This is a genomic window from Novosphingobium humi (assembly GCF_028607105.1).
Lineage (GTDB): Bacteria > Pseudomonadota > Alphaproteobacteria > Sphingomonadales > Sphingomonadaceae > Novosphingobium > Novosphingobium humi.
The window spans coordinates 1,028,350-1,045,169 of record NZ_CP117417.1 but is presented as its reverse complement, the minus strand read 5'-3'; the positions used below and the strand labels follow the sequence as shown (position 1 = coordinate 1,045,169).

At 63.6% G+C, this 16,820-nt stretch carries 13 protein-coding genes; 1 reads left to right on the top strand and 12 read right to left on the bottom strand.

The window, feature by feature from the left end; translation table 11 throughout:
• Positions 1-10: 10 nt before the first annotated feature.
• From PQ457_RS04715 to PQ457_RS04695, 5 genes are all read right to left on the bottom strand, one after another.
• Positions 11-1,156, bottom strand: coding sequence for a PepSY-associated TM helix domain-containing protein (locus PQ457_RS04715; protein ID WP_273618610.1), 1,146 nt, complete (start codon positions 1,154-1,156; stop codon positions 11-13).
• 28 nt (positions 1,157-1,184) lie between these two features.
• Positions 1,185-3,491, bottom strand: coding sequence for a TonB-dependent siderophore receptor (locus PQ457_RS04710; protein ID WP_273618609.1), 2,307 nt, complete (start codon positions 3,489-3,491; stop codon positions 1,185-1,187).
• A 216-nt stretch (positions 3,492-3,707) separates the two neighbouring features.
• Entirely contained in the window at positions 3,708-5,066 is a 1,359-nt protein-coding gene (locus tag PQ457_RS04705; RefSeq protein WP_273618608.1) for a 2-hydroxycarboxylate transporter family protein, read from the bottom strand.
• 152 nt (positions 5,067-5,218) lie between these two features.
• Positions 5,219-6,619: a sensor histidine kinase gene (locus PQ457_RS04700; protein ID WP_273618607.1), complete on the bottom strand. Its 1,401-nt coding sequence runs from the start codon at positions 6,617-6,619 to the stop codon at positions 5,219-5,221.
• The gene (locus PQ457_RS04695) at positions 6,616-7,284 is read right to left on the bottom strand and encodes a response regulator (RefSeq protein WP_273618606.1); all 669 of its coding nucleotides are present in this window, start codon (positions 7,282-7,284) and stop codon (positions 6,616-6,618) included. Before PQ457_RS04695 ends, PQ457_RS04700 begins: the two co-directional genes overlap by 4 nt.
• A 68-nt stretch (positions 7,285-7,352) precedes the next feature.
• Here PQ457_RS04695 and PQ457_RS04690 point away from each other — a divergent pair, with 68 nt between their 5' ends.
• Positions 7,353-8,510, top strand: a complete 1,158-nt coding sequence (locus PQ457_RS04690; RefSeq protein ID WP_273618605.1) for an ABC transporter substrate-binding protein — start codon at positions 7,353-7,355, stop codon at positions 8,508-8,510.
• Here PQ457_RS04690 and PQ457_RS04685 read toward each other — a convergent pair whose 3' ends face one another.
• The 7 genes from PQ457_RS04685 to PQ457_RS04655 all read right to left on the bottom strand — a co-directional run bounded on the left by PQ457_RS04685 (position 8,511) and on the right by PQ457_RS04655 (position 16,804).
• The gene (locus PQ457_RS04685) at positions 8,511-9,317 is read right to left on the bottom strand and encodes a hypothetical protein (protein ID WP_273618604.1); all 807 of its coding nucleotides are present in this window, start codon (positions 9,315-9,317) and stop codon (positions 8,511-8,513) included.
• Between the two features lie 218 nt (positions 9,318-9,535).
• Positions 9,536-10,162 (bottom strand): TetR/AcrR family transcriptional regulator, encoded by a 627-nt coding sequence (locus PQ457_RS04680; protein WP_273618603.1) that lies wholly within the window; start codon positions 10,160-10,162, stop codon positions 9,536-9,538.
• 37 nt (positions 10,163-10,199) lie between these two features.
• Positions 10,200-10,973, bottom strand: a complete 774-nt coding sequence (fabI, locus tag PQ457_RS04675; RefSeq protein ID WP_273618602.1) for an enoyl-ACP reductase FabI — start codon at positions 10,971-10,973, stop codon at positions 10,200-10,202.
• The gene (locus PQ457_RS04670; protein WP_273618601.1) at positions 10,970-12,169 is read right to left on the bottom strand and encodes an acetate/propionate family kinase; all 1,200 of its coding nucleotides are present in this window, start codon (positions 12,167-12,169) and stop codon (positions 10,970-10,972) included. Before PQ457_RS04670 ends, fabI begins: the two co-directional genes overlap by 4 nt.
• The gene (locus PQ457_RS04665; protein ID WP_420540966.1) at positions 12,166-13,593 is read right to left on the bottom strand and encodes a bifunctional enoyl-CoA hydratase/phosphate acetyltransferase; all 1,428 of its coding nucleotides are present in this window, start codon (positions 13,591-13,593) and stop codon (positions 12,166-12,168) included. Before PQ457_RS04665 ends, PQ457_RS04670 begins: the two co-directional genes overlap by 4 nt.
• A complete protein-coding gene (locus PQ457_RS04660; protein ID WP_273618600.1) occupies positions 13,593-15,347 on the bottom strand; it encodes a PHA/PHB synthase family protein in 1,755 nt (584 codons plus the stop codon). Before PQ457_RS04660 ends, PQ457_RS04665 begins: the two co-directional genes overlap by 1 nt.
• Positions 15,344-16,804 (bottom strand): TolC family protein, encoded by a 1,461-nt coding sequence (locus PQ457_RS04655; protein ID WP_273618599.1) that lies wholly within the window; start codon positions 16,802-16,804, stop codon positions 15,344-15,346. The genes PQ457_RS04660 and PQ457_RS04655 overlap by 4 nt, the downstream gene beginning before the upstream one ends.
• Positions 16,805-16,820 lie beyond the last annotated feature (16 nt).

The following is a 16,820-nucleotide window of genomic DNA, read 5'->3' as shown; positions in this document are numbered from 1 at the left end:
GGGGCGGACTTTACGCCAACCGCTCCGAAGGGGCAGCGGCAACCTTGCGGGGCTTTTTGGCGGGCGTCTGCAAATAGGATATGATGCCGGTCACGCCCATGAACGTCGCCCCGGCACAGCCAAGGAACAGGATGAACTGGCCCAGCAATCCACCCACCATGCCGTTATGCAGCGCCAGCATCCAATAATACAGCCGATAGGTGAAAGGCGCGGTGTCATAGGGGCGGGTCTTGATGATCGAGCCATCGGCGGGGTCGGCATAGATCATGCTGCGCGCCTGCGCATGGGGCGCATTGCCGTCGATCGCATAGATTTCCAGCGGTTCGCCCGGCTTGTGGGCGATATGAAACAGCACTTCGCTGGGCCGATGGGTGTTGGCCATGATCCCGGTCCATGTGGCGTCAATCACCGCGTCGCTGGCCGGAATCCATTGCGGCTTGCCCTCGCCCGCCGCCATTTTGGGCGCAGGTGTTTTGGGCGCGCCGGGCAGGCGGATATGCTCCTTGCCGATCATCGCCTTTTGCAAGGGTTCGAAGGCGATCGGAATGCCGGTGATCGCGCTGAGCAACAGCGGCGCCACCGCCCATGCCCCCACCGTGCGATGCAGGCCCAGCGTATAGGCCTTGCCCTTGGCTCGATTGTCGATACGCAGCGCCTGTTTGAAGGTGCGCGGCCCCCGCGGCCACCACAGATAGACGCCCAGCCCCGCCAGCATCAGCACGCAGGTGAGCGCGCCGATGCCCATGATGATGCCGCCCACCTCCTTGATCCACGCGCCCTTATGCAGCCATTCGGTAAAGCCGAAGAAGCCGTCATAGCGGCTCTGCTGCGCCACAATGGAGCCGTTGCAGGCGTTGAAATAATAGGTTTCCTTGTCAAAGAAACGGACCGCTGTGGGCAGGCCGCTGCCCATCTTCACGCGCAGATAATCGACCTTGGACTGCGGATGGGCCTGCCGGGCGGTCTGCGCCATGCGGCTGATCGCCACCGGCGCGGCGCAGACCTGCCCCGCGCCCATGCCGGGATAGGCCAGCCCTTCCAACTGGGTGCGAAAGGCAAGGCCCAATCCGGTGAAGGCCGAAAAGAGCAAAATCAGGCCCAGCGTCAAACCGCTCCAGCGGTGCACGGGAATCCATGTGCGTCGTGTCAGTTTCACAGCCAATCCTCCTGAAAATCGCAGGCCCTCAAAGCTTGTAGCTCAAATTGGCCATGATCGTGCGCGGCGTGCCGGGAATGACATTGACCATGCCCGAAACCACATTGCCGCTGGCGTAATAATACTGGTCGAACAGATTGTTGACCTTGAGCGTGCCGTGCAGATGCTCGTTGAACGTGTAATAGACGCCCAGATCGACCACCGAATAGGACGGCACGGTAAAGGGCGTGGGCAAGGCAACGGTGGGCGTATAGGCGATGCGCGTGCCGGTATAGGAATAGCCGATGCCCAGCCCCAGATTTTTCAGTGCGCCTGCGCTGAAATCATAGCGCGACCACAGATGCACGGCGTCTTCAGGCGCATTAGGCATGGCCCCGCCGGGGATCGGCCCGCTGGTGGGATCATTGTTCTGCGTCACGCGCGCCAGCGTATGCGCCCAGCCCCCGATCAGCGACCAGCCCGGCAGCGGCCTGGCCGTGAATTCCAGTTCGATCCCGCGCGAACGGGCAGCCCCGATCTGTTGCGAACATGAACCCGTGGAGCAAGCCGTCGATGTCGAAGGCACAATGATGTTGGTCTGGTCGATGCGGAACAGGGCCAAAGTTGCGGTCAACAGCCCATGGCCCAGTTCGGTCTTGGCGCCCACTTCATAGCCGGTGCCGCGGGTGGGCTTGAAGTTGAAATTGCCGTTCACGTCCTGCGTCCCGCCCGGAACCGGCGAGAAGGAGGTGCTGTAGCTGGCATAGAACGAGAAATGCCTGGTCGGCTGATAGATCAGCCCGGCCTGCGGCAGCAGGGCCGAATTGCTGACATGGGTGTCGCCCGGAACCGGGGGTGTTTGCAGCAGGTTGGCATATTGCGTCTGATCGGCCGTGGCATAACGCAGGCCCAGCGTCGTCTTCAATTGGGGCAGCCAGGTGATGAGGTCCGAGATATAGGCCCCCTTGTCCACATTGATGCCATAGCTGCGGCTGCGGTTCTTGGGGCTGAGCGCGCCGGCGCCGAAATAGGACAGCGGCGGGATACCCGAAAAATCGGGGTGCTGGACCGAGATCGTATATTGTGCCGTTGTCGGATTGCAGGTCGCATCGGCATTGGGCTTGTCGGGCGAATTGATCTGGCAATATTGCAGGCGGGTGAAATCATCCACTTCCTTGCCAATGCTGGCGCCCACGATCAGGCGGTGGTTGATCGGCCCGGTATCGCCCTTGATCGTCAGATAGGTGTCGGCAAAGGCATAGCTGCGGTAATTGTGTTGGCCGCGCGCCCGCAGGTCCAGCGTGGAGAAGGTCGTGTCCTTCTTGTTATAGCCATTGATGTCAAAGGCGCTGGCCGTGTCGATATGGTCCACATTGCGCAACGCCACGGTCCATTTGACCGCCTGACCGAAATCATGGGTGAAGGTCAGCGATTCGGTCAGCCCTTCCTCGCGCAGATTGTCGGTGGGCGAACTGTAATTGGTGTTATACGGCGCCAGCCAGCTCACGTCGGTTCCGCCCGCCCGCGTCGGGGCAAGCAAATAGACATTGGCATAGCTGGTCTTGACCTTGCGATATTCGACCTGAAGCATCAGCGATGAGGAAGCGCCGATGTGCCATGTCAGGCTGGGCGCCAGATAAAGGCCGCGCTCATACTGGCGGTCGCGGAAGTAATTGTCGGTGCTGCCCTGCGCCACAAAGCGATAGAGCAAGGCGCCATCGCCGGTCAGCGCACCGGTGCTGTCGATGGCCAAATCGCCGCCCTGCACCCGCGAGCCGCGCGAGGAACCGCCCACCGTGCCGCGCGCCGAAATTTCGGTGGAGGCGATGGCCGAGGGTTTTTTGGTGATCATGTTGACAAAGCCGCCCGGCTGCACCGAACCATAGAGCAGCGAGGCCGCACCCTTGACCACCTCGACATGCTCGGTGCCCACAGTCGGCGGCGAGCCAAAGCGCACCGACAGGCCCGGCAGGCCGTCGACCATCACCGTGTTGCGGTCATTGGCGGTGGTGGAAAATCCGCGCAGGGTGATGTCATAGCCGGTCGAACCCGCCTTTTGCAGGCCGGTCATATAGCGATAGAGATCAGCGACCTGGGTGGTCTGCACCGCCTTCATGAAATCGCCGGTATAGGCCGAGACCGAAAAAGGCGTTTCCAGCGTCGAGACATTCTGCTTGGTCGCGCTGGCCGCGCCGCTGGCGATGAAACGGCCGGTGACGATGATTTCCGGGGCGGTCGGCTTGGCGTTTTCGGGCGCGCCTTGCGTGGTCTGCGCCATGGCCGCCGACGGCATCAGAAACGCTGCCATGGGCAGCAGGGATGCGCCCATCAGCAGGCCGCTTAGTGGTGATTGCATAGTTCCCCTCCATAAATTTTTGCTTGTTTTTATAGGAACCGACTCTTTTGGGCGCACCCCAAATGCGCTGCCATGATCGGCTTTTTTCATAGAATGACGTCTTATTAAAATATATTTTTCAGCTATTTGCTGAACCACGATCAACGTATATGCATTTTTGCTGACATGGTCCTGTCAATCAGGATGTCGCATAAAATATCTTTAACCGTCTCCGCGTCATGCCTGCCACCACATGAACAGGCCCAGCGCCACAGTCACCGTCAGCGCGCCGCCAATTCTGGTGGCCACCTGAGCAAAGGGCATCAGCACCATCCGGTCGCAGGCCGAAAGGATCGCCACATCGCCCGTGCCGCCCTGGCTGGCGCGACAGGCGGTGATGATCCCGGCCTCGACGGGAAACAGGCCGACCATGCGCCCGGTGAAAAATCCGGTCGCCGTCAGCGTCACGACCGTAACGACAATGGTGGTGATCGTGGGCAGGTTGAAGGCGCTGACCAGCTTGTCCCAGGGCGTTTTGGCGACGCCAATGGCAAACAGCAGCGGATAGGTGACGATCTGGGCAAAGAACTGGTAATTGCGATAGGCGGCGGCCTCCATCATGGGCGTGGCCAGCCGCAGCAGCTTGATCAGCACCGCAAGGCCAAGCATCGTGACCGGACCGGGAAAGCGCGTGACATCCTGCACCAGCTCGCCCACCAGATAGAGCGTCATTGCGAGCACCAGCGCCCCGCCGATCCCCTGCAAATCGGCCACAGGCAGCGGCTTGCCCGCTTCGCCCATATCATGCGCGCCCGGCTGCAGAATACCGCCCCCCGTCAGATGGGGCCGACGCTTGCCGATCAGGTTCAACCCGCCCGCCAGCACAATCGCCGTCAGGCTGCCAAACATCACGGCGGGCAGGATTTCGGCCAGATATTCGCCCTGCGGATGGCTGGAAAAGGCCGAATAGCCGATGGACAGCGGGATCGCGCCCTCGCCCACCCCGCCCGCCAGCACCGGAAAAACCACCATGAACATCGTATGGCGCAGGCCCAGCCCCAGCATCGTGCCGGTCATCGTGCCCACGGCAACAGCGGCCAGCGATCCGGTCAGAATAGGCGCGAGAATCTTGAGAAAACCGCGGATCAGCATCATGCGGTCCATGCCCAGAATGCTGCCCACAATGATTGAGCCGATGAAGAGATAGAGAAAGTTGCTCTGATCGGTGAAGGTGGTGATAGCGCCGGTCAGCGAAGGGGGCAAAACCCCCAGACGCACCAGCAGCGAGGGCACGAAAGTGGCCAGAATGGCCGCCGCCCCGACCCGGCGCAGCAGCGGCAGGCGCTTGCCGATTTCGGCGCAGGCAAAGCCGCCCGCCGCCAGCACCGGGATCATCATGGTGATGTCGGTGGGCACCTTGCCCAAGGCGACAAAGGCCGCCACGCAGCCCAGCAGCATCAAACCGACCGGAACCGGGACGATGCCGATCCGCCAATCCATGGCCCGCCACCACAATTCGCGCAGGCCCCCCCCCCGCGCCGCCTTTTCGTCAGGCAGGCCGGGTGGTTCCAGAACTTGCGGCATGGCGTTGGTCATTCCGTCTCTCCACTTTGACGTGGCGGAAAGACGCCCATGTGTTCGGCAAACTGGGGGTCAGGGGAACACATCGGCGCTTTCCGCCACGGGCGGCCCTTGGGCGGGCCGACAGTCTTGTGTTCTCTCTAGCGCAAATTGCTGACATCACCCTGTCAAGCGGATGGAAAGCCGATTCTGGCGCGCAAGCCCACGCCGTCCCGGCCCGAATCCAGCACAATTCGGGCATCCAGCACGGCCGACAGCCGGGCCGCAATCGGCAGGCCCAGCCCGCTGCCCGGCTTGTCGGCGTCGCGGTCCAGACGGGCGAAACGGGTAAAGACCTTGGCCCGCTCAGCCTCAGGAATGCCCGGCCCCTGATCCTCGATCGAGACCCAGACCAAGTCGTGATCAGGCTCGACCGAAACCGTGATGGCCCCGCGCGGGCGGTTATAGCGGATGGCATTGTCGATCAGATTGGCCAGCAATTCACCCGCCAGAACGGGATTGGTCATAACCTGCGGATCGCCATCGGCGGCAAGAAAATCGAGATCCATATCGGCATGGACCGCGCGCGGGGCCAGTTGCGCAAAAATGTCGGCCACCAGCCGGTTGATGCCCAAGGCCTCGCGGGCAATGGGGGTGGATTGGGCATTATCCGCCCGCGCCAGCGCCAGCAATTGCACCAGCAGCCTTTCAAGCCGCTCGCCCGCATCGGCAATATCCTCGATCGAGCGGCGCGTATCGGGCGCGTTGGCATCGCCATCGCGCAGCAGTGCGATATGCGTGCGCAAAATGGACAGCGGCGTGCGCATCTGATGCGAGGCATCGGCGGTAAAGCGGCGCATGTTCTGAAACGATGCGTCCAGCCTTTCGAGCATCCGGTTGAACGCCCGCCCCAGATCGCGCATTTCCTGCGGCAGATCACTGACCGGCAAAGGGGTCATGTCCAGCGTCGCGCGATTGTCCATCTCGCGCCCCAAGGCCACAATGGGCTTCATCCCCCAGCGCACCACCATCGGCAACAGCACCGCCGCGCAGCCCACCAGAATGACTTCGAGCAGGATAAGGCCGCGCTGCAAACGCTGGGCCACATGTTCGCGCGCGCCCAGCGTTTCGGCCACCACCACCACCACCGGATCGGCAATATGGGGCAGACGGTGGCCTTCGGCGATGATCCGCACCGGCATGCCGCGATAGACGCCCTGACCAAACACCACCTGTTTGTCGGGAACGCCATGGGGCGCGATGTCGGGCAGACCGGCATAGCCGGTGACGACCTCGGCGCCGCGCCGGACGCTGTAATAGACATTGTCGCGGGCATTGTCCTCCAGCATCCCGAAAATGGCGGGCGAGAGATCCAGCGTGATCTGGCCGTTTTCCACGCCCAGAGATTCGGCAATGGCATGGGCCGCCGCGCTCAGGATGCGGTCATTGACCGTTTCGACCGCCGCCTTGATGACCCATGTTCCCCCCACCGCCAGCAACAAGGCCAGCACCGCCATGGGCGCCACAATCCCGCCCAGAAACCGCCGGGTCAGCGATTTTTCGGCGTGATGCAGGCCCAGACGGATCATCGCGCCACAAGCATGTAGCCCAGCCCGCGAATGGTGCGGATTTCCGGGCCATCGGGTTCAAATTTGCGGCGCAGGCGCCCGACATAGACCTCGACCGCATTGGTGGCGACCGGCTCGTCATAGCCGAACACCTCGGCGGTCAGCCGGTCCTTGGACACGACCTTGCCGACATGGGCGACCAGCCGTTCGAGCACCGCCCATTCGCGCCGCCGCAGCGGAATATCGGTGTCGCCCAGCATGACACGGGTGCTGGTGTGGTCGACCGTCAGCGCGCCGATCCGGACCACCGAACTGGCCACCCCCTGGCTGCGGCGCAGCAGGGCGCGGATGCGCGCCGTCAATTCGCTGGGGTCAAAGGGTTTGAGCAGATAGTCATCGGCCCCCAGATCCAGCCCCTTCACGCGATCCTCGATCGCATCGCGCGCGCTCAGGATCAGCACGGGCGTGCGGTTGCCCTCGCGCCGCAGCTTTTCCAGCACGGCCAGCCCGGACATATCGGGCAGGCCCAGATCCAGCGTGATCAGCGTATAGGGCTCGTCGCGCGCGCAAAGCAGCGCCGTTTCCCCATCGCGCGCCACATCCACCGCATAGCCGATGCTGCGCAGCGTGGCGCCAAGGCCACGGCTCAGGGCTTCATCATCCTCAACCAGCAGAATGCGCGTCATTATGTTCTCCCTTCATTGACGCTGGCCCCTTCTATGCCCCAAGAAAGGGGCCAGACCAAAGAACAATCATGGGCCAGAGGACCATCGTCATGAACGGGCATGGCGCGCCGCGACATCCGGCGCCGCGATATCCATTGCCGAAATGCCGCGCGTGGATCTGCGGGTTTGCGGCTCTGGCGCTCATGGGCGGATGTTCGCCGCGCTCGACCGAACCTGTCCCGCCCGGCTATCCCGTCAGCTATGGCGCGATTGTGGCCGCCGCCGAAAAGGAAGGCGGGGTAGTTGTCTGGTCCTCGGTCGATCATGACAAGGCGGCGCGGCTGCTGGCAGATTTCCGCTCGATGTATCCGCTTGTCCGGCTGACCTACAAGGAACTGCCGGCGCAGGAGCTTGACCGTCAATTCCATGCCGCCGCCGACCACCACCGGCAAAGCGCCGACATCCTCTGGTCCTCGGCCATGGATCTCCAGATCAAGCTGGTCAATGACGGCTATTCGGCGCGCTACACCTCGCCCGAAAAGCCTGCCGTGCCCGATTGGGCCAACTGGAAGGATGAGGCATGGGGCATCACCGCCGAACCCATCGTCATGATCTACAACCGCCGCCTGCTGCCCGATGCGCAGGCCCCGCGCGACCATGCCCAGTTGACCGCGATGCTGGAGGCCAAACCGGCGCGGCTTGACGGCCGCATCGCCAGCTATGATGTCACCCGTTCGGCCGTGGGCTATCTCTATTTCACCCAGGACCGCCAGGCATCGCCCGCCATCTGGCAATTGATCCGCGCGATGGGGGCCAATCACCTGCGCGGTTTTGCCACGGCCGAGGAAATTCTGCGCGATGTGGCCGCGGGCCATGCGCTGGTGGGCTATAATATCATCGGCTCCTATGCGCTCGAAGAATCGCTGCATCATCCCGACATCGGCGTCATTCTGCCCTCGGATTACACGCTCATCATGTCGCGCATCGTGATGATCCCCAAGGCGGCGGCCCATCCCAATGGCGCGCGGCTTTTTCTGGATTACCTGCTCAGCCCGCGCGGCCAGCGGCAGATCAAGGCCATGGGCATGGCGCCGGTGCGCGCCGATGTCGCCCCCCCGGCCGGGCTGAATACGGCGGGGCGGCCCACTCTGGCCATTGAAGTGGGGCCGCCGCTGCTGGCGGGACAGGACCGCCTCACCCATGATTTGCTGATCAAACGCTGGCAAAGGACGCTGGCGGGGCCTTGATCAGCGGTGGCTGTGATGGAACAGGCGGTCGATCGGCACGCCGACGATGGCCTTGACGATCAGATGGTCGGGATTGCTGCCAAATCCCTCGCCCACGCCCAGATTGAGATCCCATTCGCCCAATTGCACATCCATTGCCCCCATCACGGTCTGGTCGCTCTGGCCCATCTGGAATGGCTGGCGGAATGTGCCGATGCCATTGTATCCTTCCACACCAAGCGAGACTTTTGGGGTGAGGGAATAGGCGATCTTGGTCGCGATCTCGACCGTGGCGGGCGAAGGCTGCGGGCCGGAAACCACAAAATCGACATTCACATTGCCCGCCAGCAGCCAGCGCCCCCGCCTTGTGCCGATCATGCCCTTCAACTCGGCATTCCACGGGTTGACGTCATAGACCCGCCCAACGCGCCCCAGTTCGAAATTGACGCCATACCAGACATCGGGATTGCCCGACGGATGGGCGATATATTTCAGGCGAGCCTTGACCCCATCGACGCTGACATGGCCATCGCGGTCGACCGAACCGAGCGGCAGGTAAAGGCCGGCCTCAAGATTATCGGAAATGCCATAGGAGAATTCGGGCGTGACGCGAAAGCGGTGCAGGCTGTCCTGCGCCAGCGGGTCGTCCATCCGCGTGCTTCTGCCGCTGAAAACATAATTGTTGTGCACATCCAGCCCGAAAGAGCCGGGCGCGCCCATATCATCGACATAGACCTGAATTTCCTCGTCGGCGGCCCGCGCCGTCACCGGCAGCAACGCCAGCAAAGACAGCCCCGCCGCAAGGACGTGCTTGATCGCATAATTCACAGTTGGCTCTCCCGATATTCCGCGAGCGCCTTCTAGCCGCTCCTTGCTTTCAACAATCTGTCATGTGAGCAATTTTACAGCATCAAATGTCGCAGCCTTGCGGGTGCGCGAAATATGCCGTGACCTGCACGCCGCCATGGCGGACGTTCAGGCCCCTTGGCTGGACCCTCGCAACAGGACAGCACCGGGGGCGCCGGCTTGTCTGAAGAGGGTTTCCTTCAACCCTTCCCACATCCTTCGATACCGTGGGTCAGCAGTCTGGCGAGAAACCGGGCCAGGCCCTCAATGTCGGCGTCGCGGGTTTTCAAGGCGCCGAATATGGCCTCCGTGCCGGTGGCAAACATGATCGAGACAAGGAGTTTGCGCTCGCTTTCCGAGAGGCTCTCGAGCACGCCCAGTTCCGCAACGTCCATTTCAATATCCGCCAGCAAAGCCCTGATCTGCGCTGACCCGAACAGTCTCGATCTTATATGCTGCTGGTTTCTTTCAAAGAATTCAGCGCCTCCCGGCAAAGACAGCAGCATGTTCATGAAGGCGCCATAGCCCTGACGCAGCATCGTCTCGATATCCTGCGCGCCCGCTCTGGCCGCCGCGATCTCAAGGCGGATGCGCTCGATCAGGCGGGCGACCAGCTTGTCAAACACCGCCTCCTTGGTGCGGTAATAATTGTAGAAACTTCCGGCCGAAACGCCGCTTTCGTTCACAATGTCGCGCACCGTGGCGCTATCAAGCCCAAGCGTTGCAAAAACCTTCCACGCCGCCGCCTCGATCTTTTCCATATTCTGCGCGCGGGTCATCCCGCGCTTCTCGGACAGGCTGTAGGGCGCCTTTCTCTGGTTCGGCATCTGGCACTCTTGGGCTCGGGGGAATTTTGAGCCGCGCTTAGGCCATCAATTGCTGTCCGGCGTCAACAGGAACGATGGTGCCCGTGATATGGCGCGCGGCATCGCTGGCCAGAAAGGCGGCAAGCGCGCCGACATCCTCAATCGACACCAGCGTTCCAGCCGGAGCGGCGGCGGCGGCACGCTCCAGCAATTCGTCAAAGCGGTCGATGCCGCTGGCCGCGCGCGTTGCAATCGGGCCGGGCGACAGGGCATGGGCGCGGATGCCCTTGGAGCCTAATTCGGCCGCGACATAGCGGGTCGCGCTTTCCAGAGCGGCCTTGACCGGACCCATCAGATTGTAATGCGCCACCACCCGTTCCGAGCCGTAGAAGGTCACGCACATAAGGCAGCCCCCATCCGGCATCAGCGGTTCGGCCAACCGCGCCATGCGCAAAAAGCTGTGGCATGACACGTCCATGGCCAGAGCAAAGCCTTGCGCAGAACAATCCACAACCCGGCCCTGCAGATCCTCCCTCGGCGCAAAGGCGATGGAATGGAGCAGAAAGTCCAGCTTTCCCCAACGCGCCCTCACCTCATCGAACAGCGCTTCAAGCTGGCCCGGTTCGCGCACGTCGCAGGGCGCCAGCCAATCCATGCCCAACCGCTCGGCCACCGGCTCGACAAAGGGCTTGGCCTTATCGTTCAGATAGGTTGCCGCCAGCGTGGCGCCGCATTGCGCAAAGGCCGCCGCGCATCCTGCGGCAATGCTGTGTTCGTTGGCGATGCCCACCACAAGGCCGCGCTTGCCCGAAAGATCTACCAACGGTTTCATGACCTTGCTCCCTGCTGATCATCCAGAATGTTGAAAGTGTGGAATGCAATCATGCGTTCTTCATCGGTGGGGATGACCCGTACCGCGATGCGGCTGTCGGGCCGGGTGATCACGGGGGCATTGGCGGCATTGGCCGCCTCGTCCAGAATAATGCCCGCCCATGCCATGCGCGCGCAGATCGCCGCCCGGATGGCTGGATCGTTCTCGCCAATCCCGGCGGTAAAGACGATGCCGTCCAGCCCCTCAAGCGAGCCGATCAGAGCGGCCATATGGCGCGCCACGGTCCAGACGAACAGTTCTATCGCCTCCTTCGCATGCGGGTCCGCGCTGGCATGGAGAACCCGCATATCGCCCGATACGCCGGACACGCCCAGCAGCCCCGACTGGCCATAGAGCAGAGCTTCGACCTGCCGCGCGCTCATCCCTTTCTGAAGCATCAGATGCAGGACGGCGCCGGGGTCCAGCGCCCCGCTGCGCGTGCCCATCATCAGCCCGTCTAGCGCGGTGAACCCCATGGTCGTGTCGATACTGGCCCCATCGCGCATCGCGCAAAGGCTGGCCCCATTGCCCAGATGGGCGACGATCACCCGCCCCTTGGCCAATCCGGGATCGATGTCGCCCAGACGCCGGGCGATATATTCATAGGACAGGCCATGAAAGCCGTAGCGCCGAACCCCTTTTTCCGCGAACCGACGCGGCAGGGGCAATCGCGTGGCCACCGCAGGCATCGCATGATGAAACGCGGTATCGAAACAGGCGACCTGAAGGAGATGCGGCGCCATGCGGGCGATCTCGCGGATGGCGGCCAGATTATGGGGTTGATGCAGCGGCGCAAGCGGAGAGAACGCCTCAAGCCTCTCGACAAGAGCCGGATCAATCCTTTGCGGCGCGCGGAAAACTCCGCCGCCATGCACCACCCGGTGCCCCACCGCGACGATCTCATGCTCGCTCAGATGATCCTGCGCCCAGCCATAGAGTTCGCCCAACAGATCCTCATGAGTCAGCCCCGCCCCGCCCGGCCATGATTTTTCGAGCAGCACCTCGCCGTCATCCTTGCGGACAAGGATGCGCGGATCGCTGCCGATCCCTTCCAACTTGCCGCCCGCCGCGTGGCGCGGCCCGTCCTGCTCCAGCGTGTAAAGGCCGAATTTGATGCTCGATGAGCCTGAGTTGAGGCTGATAAGGGCGCGGCTCACAGGGCAGGCCGGAACAGGCCGGGCGCCGCCTTCGTCCCGGCATGGGCCAGCAGCACAGCCACCGCGCAGGAAGCCAGGCGCGTGCTCAGACTGTCGGCCCGGCTGGTCAGGATGATCGGCACCCGCGCGCCCAGCACGATGCCCGCCGCATCCGCCCCGCCCAGAAAGGTCAGTTGCTTGGCCAGCATATTGCCCGCCTCAAGATTGGGAACCACGAGGATTTCCGCCTTGCCCGTAACGGGCGAGACGATGCCTTTTTCCTTGGCCGCGCCTTCGTTGATGGCATTGTCAAAGGCCAGCGGGCCATCGAGCAGCGCGCCTGCAAACTCGCCCCGATCCGCCATCTTGCACAGCGCCGCCGCGTCGATCGTCGAGGCAATGGCCGGGTTCACCATTTCCACAGCCGAAAGAATGGCCACCTTGGGCTGTTCTATGCCGATCACATGGGCAAGGTCGATCGCATTGCGGATGATATCGGCCTTTTCGATCAGGGTCGGCGCGATATTGACCGCCGCATCGGTGATCAGCAAGGGCCTTGGATGGCCCGGCACGTCCATCAGATAGACATGGCTGATCCGCCTTTCCGTGCGCAACCCTGTCTCGCGCGCGACCACGGCCGCCATCAATTCGTCGGTATGGAGCGACCCCTTCATCAGCAGCCCGGCCTCTCCGGTTCGGACCAGTGCCACCGCCGCCGCTGCGGCCGCATGGCTGTGGGGCGCATCAACGATGCGGTAGGAGGCAATATCCACCCCGGCCTCCTGCGCTGTGGCCCGAATGCGGGCCTCGGGGCCGACCAGAATGGGCACGATCAGTCCGGCCTCCACCGCCTCGGCAACAGCGGCAATGGCCGCCGCGCTGCACGGATGGGCGATTGCGGTGGTCACCGGATGGGCGTCCTTGGCCGCTGTCATCAACCGGCGATAGGCATCATGGCTCGACAGGCTGACATCGGGCAGGCTGGCGCGCGGGCGGCACACCTTTTGGGTGGGCGCCTTGACGGTTGCCACGCCGCTGATGACCTCTTCGCCCGCCTGATTGGTGCACAGACAATCGAGCGTAACGATATGGTGCTGCTCGGCCTTTGACGAAACGGTGAGACGCGCCGTGATCGTGTCCCCCACCGCCACAGGCCGCAAAAAGCGCAGGCTCTGTTCCAGATAGATCGTGCCCGGCCCCGGCAATTCGGTGCCCAGCACGGCGGAAATCAGCCCGCCCCCCCACATGCCATGCGCGATGACGTGGTGAAACATGTCGCCCTCGGCAAATTCCGGGTCGAGATGGGCGGGATTGACGTCTCCGGACACCAGCGCGAAAAGCTGAATGTCGCGCTGGCTGAGCGTGCGCGAAAGGCTGGCGGTATCGCCGATCGCGATCTCGTCAAAGGTGCGGTTCTCGATCATGGCGGGAGTCGTCGTCATCATCACTTCTCCAGAATATAGCTGCCCGGCGCATCGGCCAGCGGGGCATAGCCCTTGTCCGGCGCGCCCATCGGCGGTGGAGCGACAGCAGCGCCGGATCTTGCATCAAGCCATTGCCCCCATGCCTCCCACCACGAGCCGGGGTGATCGGAGGCCTGCGCCTGCCACATATCGGGCGCAAGGGCCGGGCCGCAGGCCGGACGCATCAGGAGCTGGTAATGGCGGTGTTTGTGCCCCGGCTCCGAAACGATGCCCGCATTATGGCCGCCATTGGTCAGCACGAAACATATTTCCGCATCGGTCAGCATGTGGATCTTATGGACCGAACGCCATGGGGCGACATGGTCGGTCTGTGTGCCCACCACGAACATCGGGGCTTTGAGCGCCGACAGGCTGACCGGCTGATCGCCCGCCACAAAGCGCCCCTCGGCCAGATCGTTCCTGAGGAACAGCTTGCGCAGATATTCGCTGTGCATCGCAAAGGGCATCCGCGTGCCATCGGCATTCCAGACCATCAGGTCGCTGGACGCTGGCCGCTCACCCATCAGATATTCGTTCAGGATGCGCGACCAGACCAGATCGTTGGAACGCAGCATCTGGAACGCGCCGCCCATCTGCCCGCTGTCGAGATAGCCGCGCTCCCACATCATGCTGTCGAGCAGGTTCAACTGCGCCTCATCGATGAAGAGGCCAAGCTCGCCCGGCTCGCTGAATTCGGTTTGCGCGGCCAGCAAGGTCAAGCCGGCCAGTCGCTCGTCGCCATCGCGCGCCATGGCCGCCGCCGCAATGGTCATCAGCGTGCCGCCAAGGCAATAGCCCAGCGCATGAATTTTCGGCGCGCCGGTAATCGCGCCAATGGCGTCCAGCGCGGCCATCGGCCCCAGCAGGCGATAATCCTCCATGGTCAGATCGCGATCCGCGCCGCCGGGATTGTGCCATGAAATCGCGAAGACCGTATAGCCCTGCCCCACCAGCCAGGCGATCAGGGAATTATGCGGCGAGAGGTCGAGAATATAATATTTCATGATCCAGGCCGGTACGATCAGCACCGGCTCGGGCCGGACCGTCGCGGTGGTCGGCTCATACTGGATCAGCTCCATCAGGCGGTTGCGGTAGATCACCTTGCCTTTGGTCGCCGCAATGTCGCGCCCGGCCTGCAGTGGCTGCTCGCCCGTCTGCGCCGTGCCGCGGGCAAGCGCTTCGACATCGGCCATCAGCAGCCTTGCGCCCTCGACCAGACACATGCCGCCCGTATCGGCAATCCGCTTTTGCAGCACAGGATTCGTCAGGACGAAATTGCTGGGCGCCAGCATGTCGAGGATCTGGCGCAGGGTGAAAGATGTCACCGCCTCATGGCGAGCGGTGACGCCTGCAATGCCGGTGGTGGCCGCATGCCACCATTGCTGCGTCATCAAAAAGGATTGCGCGATCAGATTATAGGGCGCCGCTTTCCATGCCGGATCGTCAAAGCGGCGATCCTGCGGCAGGGGCTCAATCGCGGGATGATCGCCATCGGCGCCATGGGCGACATAATCGGCCACACGCAGGGTTTTGCGCAAAGCCTTGGCCGCCAGTTCCAGCCGCCGCCCCGGCGATACCGCCAGATGCAGCGCCCAGTCCGAGAGCGCCTGCGCCACGGTAAAGGGCGAGAGCCCGCCCGTGACACCGGCAATGGCGGCAAAAGAGGCGCGATCAAGAGTGCGGGCCACCCCTTCGAGCGGATCGGCGGCCTCATGGGCGGAGTGGCTGTCGTTCATGGGTGCGCTCCTTCTGATGCGTTCGGGCCGGTCTGTGATGCCTGTCCCCAACCACCGGCAATCGCCCGGTAAAGCTGAACGGTGGCGCTGCCCTGCGCCACCTTGGCCTGCTCCACCTTGTCGGCATCGGCAAAGGCGTCGAGCCGCGCCTGCAGCACATCGCCCAAGGCCATGCGCCCCGCGCGATAGAAGGCCTGCGCCTGATCGACCCGGCGGGCGGAGAGGTCGCGGGCCTGCTCAAACCCGCGCAGACGGGCATCGAGCCCGGTGCGCAAGGCATAGGCGGTCTCCACCTCTTCAAGCGCCAGCAGGATGGCACGGTCCTGCCCGGCCAGCGCCGCCTCCAATTCGCCATGGCCTGCCGCGATCCGCCCGCGCAGCAAGCCGCCGGTGAAGATCGGGACGCTGGCCTTGACGCCAACCAGGCCAAGCGGGCCGCCAAAGCCGGGCAGGCCCGACAAGGCGATATGGCCATCCTGCCCCATGAAACTGATCCCGAAACGCGGCATCAGATCCGCCTTCAGACTTTTCAACCGGGCGGCCCGCGCGGCAACAATCAGCTTTCGAGCGCGCACATCGGGGCGGCGCTCAAGGATCGCCGAGGGAAACTGACCGGCGGGCGGCGGCGGCACCAGCAAATCCGCGCTGGCCGCCTGCGCGGGCAGCGTTTCGGGCAAGTCTCCTGCCAGCACGGCAAGCCGCCTGCGCCGCGCGTCGATCAACGACAGGAGGGGCGCTCGGCCCGCCTCCAGCGAGGCCAGCGCCGCCTGCGCCTTGGTCACATCCAGCGCCTTGGCCTGTCCGATCCTTTGCCGGGCGGACAGATAATCGGCCAAAAGCCGGGCCGAGGCGATGCTTTGATCGAGGATGGTCAGGCGGCGGCGCAACCCCTGCCATTGCTGATAATTTTCAACCACATCGCCGATCACGGTCAGCGCGACGCCATGGGCCAGCCATTGCGCGCTGTCGGCAAGGGCTCTGGCCGCTTCGGCATCGGCATGGCGGCCGCCGAACACGTCCGGCTCCCATTGCGCGCCAAGCCCGACAAGATAGCCCGCGCCCGTGTTCCCTTCGGAAAAAGGCGCAAGGAGCGAGCCCAGAGCGCCATCGGCCCCGGTATCGGCCAGCGTTCCCCACGCCGCGCCATTGGCCGCGACGGTGGGATAGAGAGCCGCCTCCGAAACGGACACGAGCGCCCTTGCCGCCCTGACATGAGCCTGCGCCACGCGGATATCGGCATTGGCGACGAGCGCCTTTTCGACCAGCGCGTCCAGTCCGGGATCGCCCCAAAGGGTCCACCACCGGTCGGGGGCGCCCGCCGATGGCAGACCGGCCTCGGGCGCGACGAGGCGCGCGGGCGGGGAAACCGTCGCCTGAGGCGAGGCCAGAGGAGGCGACGAGGCGCAAGCCGCCAGACCAAGCGCCGTCCCCGCCGCCAGCAACGCGTGCAGGGTCATCTTTGGGCCTTTATGC

Excerpts from the sequence above, each read along its gene's own strand:
- PQ457_RS04660 (WP_273618600.1), bottom strand. The coding sequence starts at position 15,347 with ATGAACGACAGCCACTCCGCCCATGAGGCCGCCGATCCGCTCGAAGGG.
- PQ457_RS04700 (WP_273618607.1), bottom strand. The coding sequence starts at position 6,619 with ATGATCCGTCTGGGCCTGCATCACGCCGAAAAATCGCTGACCCGGCGG.
- PQ457_RS04655 (WP_273618599.1), bottom strand. The coding sequence starts at position 16,804 with ATGACCCTGCACGCGTTGCTGGCGGCGGGGACGGCGCTTGGTCTGGCG.
- PQ457_RS04690 (WP_273618605.1), top strand. The coding sequence starts at position 7,353 with ATGGGCCAGAGGACCATCGTCATGAACGGGCATGGCGCGCCGCGACAT.
- PQ457_RS04705 (WP_273618608.1), bottom strand. The coding sequence starts at position 5,066 with ATGACCAACGCCATGCCGCAAGTTCTGGAACCACCCGGCCTGCCTGAC.
- fabI (WP_273618602.1), bottom strand. The coding sequence starts at position 10,973 with ATGAAACCGTTGGTAGATCTTTCGGGCAAGCGCGGCCTTGTGGTGGGC.
- PQ457_RS04710 (WP_273618609.1), bottom strand. The coding sequence starts at position 3,491 with ATGCAATCACCACTAAGCGGCCTGCTGATGGGCGCATCCCTGCTGCCC.
- PQ457_RS04665 (WP_420540966.1), bottom strand. The coding sequence starts at position 13,593 with ATGATGACGACGACTCCCGCCATGATCGAGAACCGCACCTTTGACGAG.
- PQ457_RS04695 (WP_273618606.1), bottom strand. The coding sequence starts at position 7,284 with ATGACGCGCATTCTGCTGGTTGAGGATGATGAAGCCCTGAGCCGTGGC.
- PQ457_RS04680 (WP_273618603.1), bottom strand. The coding sequence starts at position 10,162 with ATGCCGAACCAGAGAAAGGCGCCCTACAGCCTGTCCGAGAAGCGCGGG.